General features: G+C 60.7%; 12 protein-coding genes and 1 pseudogene. 2 read left to right on the forward strand and 11 right to left on the reverse strand.

Going from position 1 to position 14,504, the window contains the following annotated elements; all coding sequences use genetic code 11:
* The 7 genes and pseudogenes from PMI22_RS10115 to PMI22_RS10090 all read right to left on the reverse strand — a co-directional run.
* Positions 1-611, reverse strand: a 611-nt coding sequence (locus tag PMI22_RS10115; RefSeq protein ID WP_033049423.1) for a LysR substrate-binding domain-containing protein, incomplete at its 3' end; no start/stop codon positions are given.
* 309 nt (positions 612-920) lie between these two features.
* Positions 921-1,547 carry an isochorismate family cysteine hydrolase YcaC gene (gene ycaC, locus PMI22_RS10110; RefSeq protein WP_007947033.1) on the reverse strand — a complete coding sequence of 209 codons (627 nt, stop codon included), beginning with the start codon at positions 1,545-1,547 and terminating at the stop codon, positions 921-923.
* Positions 1,548-1,617: 70 nt separating this feature from the next.
* The gene (locus PMI22_RS10105; protein ID WP_007947035.1) at positions 1,618-3,456 is read right to left on the reverse strand and encodes an amidohydrolase; all 1,839 of its coding nucleotides are present in this window, start codon (positions 3,454-3,456) and stop codon (positions 1,618-1,620) included.
* Entirely contained in the window at positions 3,453-4,046 is a 594-nt protein-coding gene (locus PMI22_RS10100; protein WP_007947036.1) for an antibiotic biosynthesis monooxygenase, read from the reverse strand. The genes PMI22_RS10105 and PMI22_RS10100 overlap by 4 nt, the downstream gene beginning before the upstream one ends.
* A 31-nt stretch (positions 4,047-4,077) precedes the next feature.
* A pseudogene (locus tag PMI22_RS0129510) lies at positions 4,078-4,257 on the reverse strand (LysR family transcriptional regulator); the annotation flags it as partial.
* Between the two features lie 197 nt (positions 4,258-4,454).
* Positions 4,455-4,754 (reverse strand): DUF6124 family protein, encoded by a 300-nt coding sequence (locus PMI22_RS10095; RefSeq protein ID WP_007947038.1) that lies wholly within the window; start codon positions 4,752-4,754, stop codon positions 4,455-4,457.
* 594 nt (positions 4,755-5,348) lie between these two features.
* Positions 5,349-6,269 carry a LysR family transcriptional regulator gene (locus tag PMI22_RS10090; protein ID WP_007947039.1) on the reverse strand — a complete coding sequence of 307 codons (921 nt, stop codon included), beginning with the start codon at positions 6,267-6,269 and terminating at the stop codon, positions 5,349-5,351.
* 237 nt (positions 6,270-6,506) lie between these two features.
* On the opposite strand from PMI22_RS10090, the gene PMI22_RS10085 reads away from it, so the two are divergent.
* Positions 6,507-6,947, forward strand: coding sequence for a helix-turn-helix domain-containing protein (locus tag PMI22_RS10085; RefSeq protein ID WP_007947044.1), 441 nt, complete (start codon positions 6,507-6,509; stop codon positions 6,945-6,947).
* 320 nt (positions 6,948-7,267) lie between these two features.
* Here the strand turns inward: PMI22_RS10085 and PMI22_RS10080 are convergent, their stop codons facing one another.
* Both PMI22_RS10080 and PMI22_RS10075 read right to left on the reverse strand, forming a co-directional pair.
* Positions 7,268-8,092: an alpha/beta fold hydrolase gene (locus PMI22_RS10080; protein ID WP_007947045.1), complete on the reverse strand. Its 825-nt coding sequence runs from the start codon at positions 8,090-8,092 to the stop codon at positions 7,268-7,270.
* Positions 8,093-8,124: 32 nt separating this feature from the next.
* Positions 8,125-8,700 carry a flavodoxin family protein gene (locus PMI22_RS10075; protein WP_007947046.1) on the reverse strand — a complete coding sequence of 192 codons (576 nt, stop codon included), beginning with the start codon at positions 8,698-8,700 and terminating at the stop codon, positions 8,125-8,127.
* A 355-nt stretch (positions 8,701-9,055) separates the two neighbouring features.
* Between PMI22_RS10075 and PMI22_RS10070 the strand changes: the two genes are divergently transcribed.
* On the forward strand, positions 9,056-11,860 hold the full coding sequence (locus tag PMI22_RS10070; protein ID WP_007947047.1) for an ATP-binding protein: 2,805 nt from the start codon (positions 9,056-9,058) through the stop codon (positions 11,858-11,860).
* On the opposite strand, the gene PMI22_RS10065 is transcribed toward PMI22_RS10070, so the two are convergent.
* A complete protein-coding gene (locus tag PMI22_RS10065) occupies positions 11,825-13,309 on the reverse strand; it encodes an ATP-binding protein (RefSeq protein WP_007947048.1) in 1,485 nt (494 codons plus the stop codon). The genes PMI22_RS10070 and PMI22_RS10065 overlap by 36 nt on opposite strands.
* 185 nt (positions 13,310-13,494) lie before the next feature.
* A complete protein-coding gene (locus PMI22_RS10060) occupies positions 13,495-14,445 on the reverse strand; it encodes a GlxA family transcriptional regulator (protein ID WP_007947049.1) in 951 nt (316 codons plus the stop codon).
* Positions 14,446-14,504: the final 59 nt, after the last annotated feature.

The raw sequence follows: 14,504 nt of genomic DNA on the forward strand, positions 1-14,504 counted from the left end.
CCGTCGAACCGCCATTGCACCTGACGACTGTGGCCATAAGGCAGACAGTCATGGCTGTGCAGGTCTTCGGGTTTGAGCGGCGTACCGCGCTCGGCCAGGTAAGTCGGGCTGGCGCAGTACACACGCTGGATCGACGCGATGCGCCGGGCGATCAGCGTCGAGTCCTCCAGAATGCCGATGCGCAACGCCAGGTCGTAGCCCTCACCCAGCAAGTCCACCGGCCGATCGCTGAGGTCCACTTCCACGGTGACATCGCGATAACGCTGCAAGAACACAGGCAGCAGGCAACCCAAATGCGCCACCGCAAAGGACAGCGGCGCGCTGATGCGAAGGGTGCCGCGTGGCTCGGTGGTCTGCCCGGCGATGCCCTGCTCCACTTGCTCGACCTCACCCAGCAGGCGCAAGGCTGACTCGTAATAACTCTGGCCCAGCGGCGTGACGTCCAGCCGCCGCGTCGAGCGATTGAGCAGGCGCACACCCAGGCGCTCTTCGAGCTGCATCAAACGCCGGCTGACGAACTGCTTGGACAACCCCAATTGATCAGCCGCCGCGGTGAAGCTGCCGGAGTCCATGACCTGGCAAAAAATACGCATGTCTTCGAACGGGTTCATTGTCACACTCTGGTTGACAGACAAACACTTTATAGCCGCTTTTACGCATATCGACACCCCAACAATCACACGTCCAACTCCTGTAGCAGCTGCCGAGCAGCGCGAGGCTGCGTTCGGCTGCGAAGCAGTCGTAAAACCTGAGTGCGAGTTTTGTCTGACACACCGCAATGTTTGAACTCACGACTGCTACGCAGCCGAACGCAGCCTCGCGCTGCTCGACTGCTGCTACAGGAGCTGGACGTGGGCTCGGCAGTTGCTACAGACAAAAAATGCCCGCACATGGGCGGGCATCTTTCATTGCAACAGGGCTTACTTCGACGTCAGCGCCGAATAGCTGTTCATCAAATTGCGATAGTTCGGAATGCGCGGCGACAATAGGTTCGCCAGGCCTTCCATGTCGTTGCGCCAGTCACCTTGCAGTTCGCAGGCCACCGAGAACCAGTTCACCAGTTGCGCACCGGCCGCCGACATACGCGCCCAGGCGGCTTGCTGCACGGTTTCGTTGAAGGTGCCCGAGGCGTCGGTGACGACGAACACTTCAAACCCTTCCGCCAGCGCCGACAGTGTCGGGAAGGTCACGCAAACGTCAGTCACCACGCCGGCGATGATCAACTGCTTGCGGCCCGTGGCTTTAACGGCGTTGACGAAGTCCTCGTTGTCCCAAGCGTTGATCTGGCCTGGACGCGGGATGTAGGGCGCGTCCGGGAACAGTTCCTTGAGCTCCGGCACCATCGGGCCGTTCGGGCCGTTTTCGAAGCTGGTGGTGAGGATGGTCGGCAGTTTGAAGAATTTTGCCAGGTCCGCGAGGGCCAGCACGTTGTTCTTGAATTCGTTGGGTGAGAAATCCTGAACCAGTGAGATCAGGCCCGTCTGGTGGTCGACCAACAGGACAACGGCATCGTCTTTGTTCAGGCGTTTGTACGGAACGTTGCTCATGTGAAACTCCTCGGTGGATGTTTATCGCTCAGGGCGTCGGCCAACACGGCCGGCGCTTTTTATTTGATCGTCAGAACGCAAAGCACGAGCAGCCAAAGGCGCCCCAGAAACCGGCAAAATCGCTGACCGGGGCGTTCGACAAACGGGCCTTTTCATGGCTGTGTGAATGAACGCCGCACGGTCCGCTGCAATGGTGAACCTGCGCCTGCATCGGCGAAGCCGGACGCCAGTGGCCCGGCACTTTCACCACCGGCGACCAGTCCGGCAACACCGGCACACTGGCCGGCCCAAGTTTTTCGAAGTCGCCGGCGGCATACACCACCTTGCCGCCAACCACCGTCAACACCGACTCGATCCACTTGATCGCTTCTTCGTCGACGCTGAAAAAGTCCGCGCTAAGCGCCGCAACGTCCGCCAATTGGCCGACCTTGATCATGCCTTTCTTGCCTTGCTCGGAAGAAAACCAGGCGCTGCCGTGGGTGAACAGCTCCAGCGCGGTCTGCCGGGACAGGCCCTCGGCGTGCAGCTCAAGCCCGCCCACGGTCCGGCCGCTGACCATCCAGTACAGCGAAGTCCATGGATTGTAGCTGGACACTCGCGTGGCGTCGGTGCCGGCGCCGACTGGTACGCCTTCGGCCAACATGCGCTTGATCGGCGGTGTCGCTTCAGCGGCTTTGGCGCCGTAGCGCTCGACAAAATACTCACCCTGAAACGCCATCCGGTCCTGAATCGCGATTCCGCCGCCCAGCGCCCTCACCCGCTCGATGTTCTGCGGGGTGATGGTTTCGGCGTGGTCGAAAAACCACGGCAGGCCGTTGAACGGGATGTCGCGATTGACCTTCTCGAACACGTCGAGCATGCGACTGATCGATTCGTTATAGGTGGCGTGCAAACGGAACGGCCAGCGCTGTTCCACCAAGTGGCGCACCACCGGTTCCAGCTCGTCTTCCATGCTTTGTGGCAGGTCCGGGCGCGGTTCAAGGAAGTCCTCGAAATCCGCCGCCGAGAACACCAGCATTTCCCCGGCACCGTTGTGCCGCAGGAAATCGTCGCCCTGATGCAGGGTCACGCTGCTGGTCCAGTTCTTGAAGTCGGCGAGTTCTTCTTTCGGCTTCTGGGTGAACAGGTTGTAGGCGATGCGAATGGTCAGTTGCTGGTCCTTGGCCAGTTGCTCGATCACCTGATAATCGTCCGGGTAATTCTGGAAACCACCGCCGGCATCGATGGCGCTGGTCAGGCCCAGACGGTTGAGTTCGCGCATGAATTGGCGGGTCGAGTTGACCTGATACTCCAGCGGCAACTTCGGCCCCTTGGCCAGCGTCGAGTACAAAATCATCGCGTTGGGCCGCGCGACCAGCATGCCGGTCGGCTCACCGTTGGCATCGCGCACAATCTCGCCACCCGGCGGGTTCGGCGTTGTGCGGGTGTACCCCGCCACGCGCAATGCGGCACGGTTGAGCAAGGCGCGGTCGTACAAATGCAGGACAAACACCGGCGTGTCCGGCGCGGCCTGGTTCAGTTCTTCGAGGGTCGGCATGCGCTTTTCGGCGAACTGGAATTCGTTCCAGCCACCGACCACCCGCACCCATTGTGGCGTCGGCGTGCGGTCGGCCTGCTCCTTGAGCATGCGCAAGGCGTCGGCCAGCGACGGTACGCCTTCCCAACGCAGTTCGAGGTTGTAATTCAAACCGCCACGGATCAGGTGCAAGTGCGAGTCGTTGAGACCAGGGATGACGCAGCGGCCCTTGAGGTCGATGACCTGCGTACCCGGCCCGCGCAGGGCCATGGCCTCGGCATCGGTACCGACCGCAACAAAACGACCGTCGCGGATGGCAACGGCACTGGCGAGCGGATTTTCACGGTCAACGGTATGAAATTGGCCATTGAATAGAATCAGGTCGGCGTTCATCGCGTTTCCTTGGGCTGAATGGACGGAGATAACCAGGGCGCGAACAGGCGCGTCGCCATCGGCATGAACAGGTACACCACCGACACCACAATGGTTAGCGTGATCAGGAATGTCGCCACTACGTAATTGGAGAGGAAGGCATTGAGCTGCAGCAGCGGCCCCCAGATCAGTGGCACCAGCAAGGTGTGCGGCAGAATCACCAACAGCGTCACCACGGCCTGTTTCCAACGCGGAGGCGGTGGCGACTCGGTGTCGGTTTGCGGCGCGAACCAGAATTCCTTGACCGGGTTAACCTCGGTCTGGTCGCCGTCAGCAAGCATCGGCGTGGCTTCGCGGACCAATTCCTGTCGCTGTGGCGAATCAAGCCAGCGCTGCATCGCATCCGTGGTGCAAAAGCGCAATACACAGGTGTACAGGTCGAGGCCGGCGTTTTTACCGCGCATCACGTCGACACCCAAGTGCCCCTCCTGCTGCCCGGCGATGCTGACAATGTTGCGCAGCCAGGCTTCGTAAGGCACTTCAAAGCCCGCCTTCACCCGGTGCTTGATGACCAGGGTCACGACTTCCTCAAAACGATTGGACTCAGGCATACCGTAGCGCTCCGGCGAATCGGACAGTGAACGCCTGCGTCAGCGTGACGTTCGCGCCCAGGTGGAAAGGGTCTTTGATGACTGGCAGTTGAGCGCTGTAGTTAAGCAGCTTCGGCAAACCGCGCATCCACAGCGGGAACAAACTGCTGCTGACCCGCAAAAACAAGAGCGCAAAATCCTGGACCCGCTCATCCCGTCGCGAAGCGTTCATGGGCAACCTGCACAAATGAAAAACCACCGGCAGCGAGGTGCCGGGACATCATTCGATAGTGCCGGGGTGGGGACGGGAAAAATTGGATGGGTGTGCTCTTTTTGTGGATGCTCCGGGATTCATCTTCGTTGCTGGAAGGTTTTTGCCAGGCACAAAAAAACGGCCTCGCTGAGGCCGTTTTTTTTCAACGGACAACGTTACTGCGGATCAACAATATCCAGTGCCCGATTCACTGCCAGCTCAGCCAACATGATGTTCTGTTGAATACCGAGCATCGTGTTGCGATGCGGCCCTTCCATCAGCCCGGCGAAATCGCTGGCCATGACGCTGGCCGAGGCCAGGGATTCGCAGGCATTGACCAATAGGGTTTCGGTGTCGACACCGGGGGCGATGAGGTAAATGGTGCTGGGCTTGTGCGGTGGGAGAAGCTTGGGATTGAGGCGATCGCAGGGGGAAACGTTGTCGGATTCCGGGGGATTGGGTGTGGCTTTGAACATGGTGAATCTCCTTTGGAAAATCGGGCCACCAGAACTTGTCGCTAAACAAGTAAGGGTGGCAACTGTATGCAGGTTAGCGAACCGGTCAAAGGCAACCCGGCAGACCCTGGGGCCTCCCGCATACAGCCGCCATAACGTAATTGCAGACGACAAAAGTCTGCAACGAAGTCAGGAGCACTGATGCACTTTGAATAGTCCGGGTCGCTATACCCGATCGCTGATTGGCAGCGATAGGGAAACGATAAAGATCAGCTTCAAAGCACACAAGCCGGCGGATTCTGGCGTAGTCGTAGGCAACGGCGCAAGGCGTTGTAGCTTTCAGGAAGTAACGCTAAACACGATTAAACACAGCCTTCGGATCCGCACACAATGGTTCGGTGAATGTCTGGGGAAATTGGATGGATGTGCAGTTTTTTTGGATGAGCACGCAGCCAAAGACCTGCGAAGATCCCCTGTGGGAGCGGGCTTGCTCGCGAATGCGGTGTGTCAGCCAACATCAATGCTGAATGACGTACCGCATTCGCGAGCAAGCCCGCTCCCACAGGGGCCGGTGTATGCCAGGTGGAATTTTGTCAGTCCGGGAGGCCGCCGCGTTCAGGCCGGAATCGGCAAAGGCGCGGACATGAACTCGCTGATGCGCGAGCGCAACCAGCGCTCTGCCGGGTCGTTGTCATGCACCCCGCTCCACGCCATCGATAGCTGCGCCGCATCAATGGGGAACGGTGGGTCTTCAGCCCGCAACCCACAGCCTTCCACCAACGCGCACGCGGCGTAGTCCGGCACGGTGGCGATCATTTCGGTGCCGGCGAGCAACGCGCGCAAGCCGCTGAACTGCGGCACGCCCAGCACCACGCGGCGGCAGCGACCGAGCTTGGCCAGGTCGTGATCGATGTTGCCGCTCAAGTCGCCAGAGAACGACACCATGGCGTGAGGCCGTTCGCAATATTCATCCAGGGTGAGCGTGCCCGGTCGCTTGTCCCCGCGAAGCACTTTGCAGGGAATGTCCCGCAGTTTTTTGCGCTTGGCGTTGGCCGGCAGGTCGGTGGTGTAGCTGACGCCCACGGAGATTTCCCCGGAGGCCAGCAACGCCGGCATCAGCAGGTAGTTGGCGCGGCGCACAACGACCACAATCCCCGGCGCCTCTTCTTGCAGTTGCCGCAATAACGGCGGAAACAAACCGAACTCGGCATCGTCCGACAGCCCAATGCGAAACACATCGCAACTGGTGGCCGGCTCGAATTCCTTGGCGCGACTGACCGCGCCGGAGATCACGTCCATCGCCGGCTGCAATTCCTTGAGAATCGCCAGCGCCCGCCCGGTCGGCTCCATGCCGCGCCCGTTGCGCAGCAACAGCGGATCATCGAACAAATCGCGCAACCGCCCCAACGCCGCACTCACCGCCGGCTGGCCCATGAACAGTTTTTCCGCGACGCGGGTCAGGTTCTTTTCGAACATCAGGGCCTCGAAAATCACCAGCAGGTTCATGTCGACGCGGCGCAGATCGTTACGGTTCATAGGCACGGTTCCCTTGTGTGTTGAGCCAGGCATGAAGCGGTGGACTTTACTCGATCAGCGATCACGCGCAACGCCACCGGATGACGTCGATCGTGCAAGTACCGCGCCCGAAAAATAGCAGAAATGTGCTGAGTTAGCGCCTTTTGCGGTGTTGCGCACGGACGGAATTAACAACGTTTAACTCGCTCGCCAATGTCCCGCGACGAAGAATGAAGCTCACCGACACGGATATTTGCCATGGCCCATTCTCAGCAAAACGCTGCCATCGCGGCAGTCACTGAATCGCCAAAGAAGGCCACTGGCGGCTTGACCCCGTGGCGCGAAAGACTGGCGAAACAACTGATCCTCGACGGTCTCGATGAAACCGTTGAGGTGACTGAACTGGCACGGGCTTGCGCCCTCTCGCGCAGTCATTTTTCCCGTGCGTTCAAGTGCAGCACCGGTTACTCGCCCCAGGACTGGATTCGTCACCAGCGGATTGCCCGAGCCAAGCAGCTGATCCAGAACACCGACCTGACACTGACGCAAATCAGCCTCGAATGCGGCTTCTGCGATCAAGCGCACTTCTGTCACATCTTCACCCGTAGCGAAGGCATCAATCCGTTTGCCTGGCGCTGCCGTACGGTGCGGTCACACCCCCACCACGCTGCCTGCTCCGCTCAACTTCACGCGCAATAACGCCCCACGCTGCACGCCGGGTAAATACCGTCTTGAACCTCACCGGGCAATCGCGTTTTGTCAGGCAAATCCCAGTCGCAGCCTCGCGTTGCTCGTCAGCTGCTACAGGGAGGGTGGTGAGTCAGAGATAGTTGAGGGGACTTGTAGCAGCTGTCGAGCAACGCGAGGCTGCGTCCGGCTGCGAAGCAGTCGTGAAATCAGGCGACGCGGTGTTTCAGCAAGGCCGCGTGTGCAGGGTTTACGACTGCTTCGCCGCCGAACGCAGCCTCGCCGGGGCTCGACAGCTGCTACAGGGGCCGGGGCGCCTGTAGCAGCGTGGGTTAACCCTTGAGGAATGCCAGCAAATCAGCGTTGAGCTGATCCTTGTGGGTATCGGTCAGGCCATGGGGGGCGCCCGGGTAGATCTTGAGCGTCGAACCTTTGACCAATGCTGCCGAGGCAATGCCTGCCGCTTCAATCGGCACCACCTGATCGGCGTCGCCATGCACCACCAGGGTGGGGATGTCGAACTTCTTCAGGTCTTCGGTGAAGTCGGTTTCGGAGAACGCCTTGATGCAGTCGTAGGCGTTTTTGTGGCCGGCGGCCATGCCTTGCACCCAGAACCAGTCGATCATGCCTTGCGACGGTTTGGCGTCCGGTTTGTTGAAGCCGAAGAACGGCCCGCTGGCGAGGTCGATGTACAGCTGCGAGCGGTCGACCAGTGACGCCTGGCGGATGCCATCGAACACCTCGATGGGCAGGCCGCCGGGGTTGGCTTCGGTCCTGAGCATCAGCGGCGGCACCGCCGAGATCAGCCCGGCCTTGGCCACGCGGCCAGTGCCATGGCGACCTATGTAGCGCGCCACTTCGCCACCACCGGTGGAGAAGCCGAACAGCACGGCGTTTTGCAGGTCCAGCAACTCGATCAACTGCGCCAAATCGTCGGCGTAGGTGTCCATGTCATTGCCGGCCCACGGCTGGCTGGAGCGCCCGTGCCCACGACGGTCATGGGCGATGACGCGGTAGCCTTTGGAGGCCAGGAAGATCATCTGCGCTTCCCAGCTGTCGGCATTCAACGGCCAGCCATGGCTGAAGACGATGGGCTGACCAGTGCCCCAGTCCTTGTAGTAAATCTCGGTGCCGTCTCGGGTGGTGAACGTACTCATGCAATATCTCCTTAGCGAAGGTTGGGGGTGAATCAAAGCGGTGAGTGGCTCATGCGTTCGGCCAGCCGGGCCACCCGCTCGCCCAGATGCGCGGCGGTGCAGCGGTCTTCCGGCGGCGGTGCCAGTTCGGGAGGTTGTTCGACATTTGACTGGGACATGGCACCCAGCGAGCTGCCCAGGCGATTCATCTGCCCATCGAACACGCCGTTACCGGAGCGAGCCGGCAGCACATCCAGGCCGACCCAGATCATTGAGTGTTGGGCGGCGAACACGGCCATCTGCAGCAAGGTGTTTAGCTTGTCGCCGCACAGGCTGCCGGAGTTGGTGAACCCGGCCGCCAACTTGTCGCGCCAGGGTTGGGCCAGGTAAAACGCCGCGGTGGCTTCCATGAATGCTTTGAAGGGTGCTGAGGCGCTTCCCATGTAGGTCGGCGCACCAAAGATGATCGCGTCGGCGCGGTGCAATCGGTCCCAGTGGTCTTCCACTTCCTCGACCGGAATCAATTGGCAGGTGCTGCCCAAGTGCCGTTCCACCCCGTGGGCGACGGCCTGCGCCATGACCCGGGTATGCCCGTAGCCGCTGTGATAGACCACCACCACGTTGCTCATTCTGGCGTCCTCATGACAATGAATCCCTGCTTTACTGCAATCTATGTGGGAACGCCGCCCGGAGCCGGCTCGCTCCCACAGGAATCGCACTACGATTAACCGGTGGACGTTGAAGAACAGAGTTTTGGGCGCAGACCAGACGCAAGACGAGTTAAACGTTGTTAATTTTCCATGGCGCGCCAAAAACCATAACGCTGTCTTTGCTACCGTAAACACGGCACAGGCTGCGTTTACCCGGTACAGGCAGTCGCAGCAACCACCCCCAATTGCCGGTCACCCGGATTGCGCTGATCAAAAAACCTGCGGAATATGTTCGAAAAACCCGTCCCGGATGGATGCAAGCTGGAGTGCCCCGTTGACCCTTTCTCCCGAGCAGGCTGTGCATTTCGGCCCCTACCGGGTCTACCCCGGACAACGTCTGGTGATGGAGGCTGACCAGCCCCTGCGCCTGGGCCGACGGGCCATGGACATCCTGTTGATTCTGCTGGAGCACGCTGGGCAGGTGGTCAGCAAACAGCAACTGATCGCACAGGTCTGGCCCAAAAGCGTGGTGGAAGACATCAACCTGCGGGTGCACATGGCGGCGTTGCGCAAAGCCCTCGGCGATGGTCAGGCCGGCCAGCGCTACATCGTCACCGTCGCGCAGCGCGGCTATAGCTTTGTCGCGCCCTACTCGCTGGAACGGATCGAGCAACACCCCGACACCGAAGCGCCAGTGCCCGACGGTCATAACCTGCCCGTGCGCGGTACTCGCCTGATCGGTCGCGAGTCCCTGGTCGACACGCTGGTGACGCAACTGGCACGCCAGCGTTTCATCACCCTCGTCGGCCCCGGTGGCATCGGCAAGACCACCGTGGCCCTGCGCGTGGCCGAGCAACTGATCGGGCGCTACCGGGACGGCATTCGCCTGCTGGACCTGGCACCGATCAATGATCCGTTGATGGTCACCACGCATTTGGCAACGCTGCTGGATTTGTCCCTGCACGACGGCGAACCCATGAGCGAACTCGCTGCCTACCTGCGCGACCGGCAGATGCTGCTGGTGATCGACAATTGCGAGCACCTGCTCGACGCCATTGCCCTGCTCTGCGAAGGCATCCTGCGGGGCGCGCCGCACGTGCACATTCTGACTACCAGCCGCGAGAGCCTGCGGGCCGAAGGCGAATTCGTCCAGCGCCTTGAAGCGCTGGATTGCCCGCCGCCCATCGCTGTGCTGGACCGCGCTCAGGCCATGACGTTTTCGGCGCTGCAATTGTTTGTCGAGCGGGCGATGGCCAGTCACGACAGCTTTGAATTGAGCGATGAAGAACTACCACTGTTGATCGACATTTGCCATCGACTGGACGGGATTCCGCTGGCCATCGAGCTCGCCGCCGCGCAAGTCGGCAACTTTGGTTTGAGTGGACTGCTGGAACAGTTGCAAGGCAGTTTTCGCCTGCTTACTCAAGGGCGTCAGCCGGCGTTGGGCCGACACCAGACTCTTCGCGCCACGCTCGACTGGAGCTTTGAACTGCTGACGGACTGCGAGCAAAACTGCCTGCGCCGCTTGGGCGTGTTCAGGGGCGGATTCACCCTGGAGTCGGCCGCCGCCGTGATCGTCGGTGAACACATCGACCCCGACAAGGTGTTTGGTGCGGTCACCCAATTGGTGGCCAAGTCGCTGCTCAACGTGGAAGTGGGCGATGAAGAGGTGTTCTATCGCCTGCTCGACACCACACGCAGCTATGCCCTTGAAAAACTCGGCCAGTCCACCGACTTGGCGGACACGCAAACCCGCCATGCTGAACGCTGCCTGGCCTTGATGAATCAGGCCCGCAATGACTGGGAGCACATACCCACCAGCGCGTGGATCGAGCGTTATGCCCGTGGCCTGGAAGACATTCGCGCGGCGCTCGATTGGGGCTTGAACGGACACGGGCAGCAAGCACTGGCTATACGCCTGACCGCAACGTCGGCGCCGCTGTGGCAGGAGCTGTCGCTGCTCAAGGAACACGGCGTGTATGTGCGCAAGGCCCTGACGTTGCTCGATGAGACGTCCGCCCCCTGCCTTCAGCTGAAAATGGCCCTGAAGCTCGCCCTCGGCAGCTCCTGTTACCACGCCCAGGGTGGCACGCCGGAAACCATCGAAGCCTTTGTCAGCGCCAGAAACCTGGCCAGACAGTGCAGAGACGTGGTCGGTCAACTGCGGGCGGTGTCCGGGCACATGGCGGTCAACCTCAGTTGCGGCAACTATCAAATGGCGCTGGAGCAGAGCCAGCAATTCGACCGGTTGAGCACACCGGACGAGGCGGTACTGTCGCTGAGTAATCACCGCTTACGAGTGCTGGCCCTGCACTTTGCCGGGAATCAGGAACAAGCAGGGGCGGATGCCCGACAAGTGATCCAGCGCATGGCCCAGAGCGGCCACCTCAACCGCTTCACCCACGGTTTTGGCGTGCAATACGATCAGAGCGTGGCCGCTCTTACGATTCTGGCGCGCATCTTGTGGTTGCAGGGCCAACCGGAGCAAGCCTGGCGCACGGCACGGCAAGCGCTGGACATCGCGATCCAGATCAACCATGGCACCTCGATCTGCTACACCCTGGCCCTGGCCGGCTGCCTGATCGCCCATTACAACGGCGACACCCGCAGCGCGCGCGAGCTGCTGCGCCTGCTGCTGGAGCAAGCGCAAAAGCATTCTGTGCTGCTGTTCTACACCTGGGCGCGCCACTACGCGCAGGTGATCGAGCCGGCGCAAGCGCGATTGCCAGCTTCATCTGGGTCCGGGTTGATCAAGGACATCATGGTCACGCTGGACAACGATTTCGTCGATGAGGCCTTGCTGCATCGAGCGGATACAGGCACCGCAGGCTGGAGCACGGCGGAAATCCTGCGGGCCAGGGCGAACACGCTGCTGGCAAAGGATTGCCCGCTGCAAAACCAGGCGGCCGAGGCCGTGCTGATCAGGGCGCTGAACGTGGCAAGAAGCCAAGGCGCCCTCGCCTGGGAATTGCGCAGCGCCACGACACTTGCACAGCTTTGGAAACGTCAGGGCCTCTATCAGCAAGCCCATGAGTTGCTGGCGCCGCTCTACCAGCGGTTCACCGAAGGCTTTACCACGCCGGACTTGATGAAAGTCCGCCGGTTACTCGACGAGTTGCAATGCCACCTGCCCGCCTGACGTGGAGCTCGCGCGGCTGATATAGCGGGCATAACGCCTTTCAACATCGCGTAACGCCCCATTGTGTTCGAGTTTTTCCAGGGCATAGGTGCGGGTGGTGTTGAGGAAACGATACCGGCTCACACCGCTACCCTGCTCCAGCGATAACAGTGATTTGAGCGCCAGGCGTTCCACCGCGTTCCTCACGCGATCAGGCAGCAGCACCGCGCTGCTCATCACGTCGATGGCGGTGTCCAGGGTGAAGGCCTTTTGGAACACCGCCAGGTGCTGCAATACCGTCTGCTCTATCGGGCTCAGCCGTTCATAGCTCCAGTCCAGCGCGGCTTTCAAGGTTTGATGCCGAGGGACGGCGGTGCGCCGCCCCAGGGTCAGCAGTTGAAAACAGTTATCGAGTTGGGCTTGCAACCCCACCAGCGCCAACGCGTCGATTTGCGCGGCGGCCAATTCAATGGCCAACGGCAAACCATCGAGCCTGCGGCAGATTTCACCCACGGCCATGAGGTCCTGTTCACGCAGAGCAAAGCCTTGTTGACGGGCACGGGCGCGACTGACGAACAGTTGCACCGCCGAATACCCCATGACTTGCGCAACACTTTGCAGTTCGCAAGCGGGCGGGACCACCAGTGGCGGTAAACGCACGACAGTTTCCCCCGCGGCCAGCAGAGGCTCGCGACTGGAGACCAGAATCGACAACCGGGGCGCCGCGATCAACAGGCTTTCAACTAATGCCCGGCAACGCTCAAGCAGGTGCTCGCAGTTGTCGAGTACCAGTAACGCATGGCGTTGTGCCCATCCATCGAGGGGCATTCCGAGGTCCAGTTCGAGGGTGCGCCTCAGGTGGTCAAGCACTAGCGCGGGATCATCAATCGCCCCCAGATCAACCCGCCAGACACCGTCGTGATAGTGCTGCAACAACAGTTCGGCCACGCGCAACGCCACCGTAGTCTTGCCGATCCCGCCGGGCCCGACCAGCGTCATCAGACGTCGCACCGGCAATTGCCGGACCAGACTGCCGACAATCGCGTCACGGCCGATCACCGGCGTGAGTCGGGCAGGCAGGTTGTGTGGAGTTTTTGGAAGCATCTGGATCGACACAGGCCCGCCCGCCGGCAGGTGCTGTACCGGGGCAACAAAGCTGTACCCGCATTGAGGAATGTTGACGATGTAGCGCTGACCGTTGTGCCCATCGCCCAAGGCGCGGCGTAGCGCAGCGATGTGTACGCGCAGGTTGATTTCTTCGACCACCGACGTCGGCCAGACCAGGGCTATCAATTCGTCCTTGCTGACCACCGTCCCGGCACGCTCGACCAGCACCTGCAAAATGTCCAGTGCCCGCCCGCCCATGCGCAGCGGCCGATCACCTTCCAGGATCAGACGTTGCCGCTGGTGAAACGCGTAGGGGCCAAAACGCAGCACCGCTTCGCTGTGTATACGTGTGAGACTGTTCATGCACGTTCGCGTGCTGAAAACCTGGTCCGGCGCAAAGTGTCGCAAACATCCTTCGCACTCGCCCTCCAGGCTCCCGCACCTCCATTGCAAAGAGTTCACGGGTATCTTGGCAGACCTCAGTGACGGTTCAACGGCCACGAAGGGAGCGTGCCGGCCATCACGGTGCGTGCAACGGACACAACGGGCTAGCTGAACTGTTCACGGTATTGGCTGGGGGTCAGGCCGAGCTTTTCACTGAATAGAAAACGCATGTGCCGCACACTGCCGAAGCCACTTTTGAAGGCCACGGTCTTGAGCGGCACATCACTGGTTTCCAGCAGGCTCCTGGCGCGGTCGATGCGTGCGTTTTGCAAAAACTCCATGGGCGTCATGTTCACTTCCCGGGCAAAGACCCGGGTGAAGTGCCGTGCACTCATGGTTGCCAGACCGGCCATGCGTTCAATGCTGAACGCTTCGTCCAGATGTTCGAGCACATAGTTTTGCAGCCGGGTGATCGGGGTTTCATGGGGAGCGACCGCGGCCATCAACGGGCTGAATTGCGCCTGGCCGCCCTGGCGTTTCATCACCACCAGCAGCACTTTGGCTACATCCTGCGCGACTTTTTTGCCATGGTCTTCGGCGACCACCGCCAGCGCCAGGTCGATGCCGGCGGTTACGCCGCCGGAGGTGATGAGATTGCGGTCCTGCACATAAATCTGATCGGTCTGCACCGTGGCCTTGGGAAAGGCTTTGATCAACCGTTCGGTGTAATGCCAGTGAGTGGTCACGCGATAACCGTCGAGCAAACCGGCGTGCCCCAACAAAAAGGCGCCGGTGCAGATCGAACCATAATGCCTGGTGCGATCCACAGCGCCCTTGAGCCAGTCGAGCAACGGCGGGTGTTTTTCGTTATAGGCACCGGGACCGCCCGGCACCAGCAGCAGGTCGTAAGCTTCAATCGCCTGATCAATGTGCAGATCGGCCTGAACCCTGACGCCGTTGGACGCACGCAACGCGTCAAGCTCGGTGCCGATGGTCGTGAGTACGTAGTGATCAGCCGGGGACAGGTATCGGTTGGCGATGGAAAACACTTCCATGGGACCGGCCATGTCGAGCAGGAGAAAGTCCGGAAACAGCACCATAGCGATGGTTTTCATGGATTAATAATCACTGAAGTCAAAGGAAGTTCCATCGGCTGAAAACCAATCCAAGCGAG

Source organism: Pseudomonas sp. GM21 (assembly GCF_000282215.1).
Classification (GTDB): domain Bacteria; phylum Pseudomonadota; class Gammaproteobacteria; order Pseudomonadales; family Pseudomonadaceae; genus Aquipseudomonas.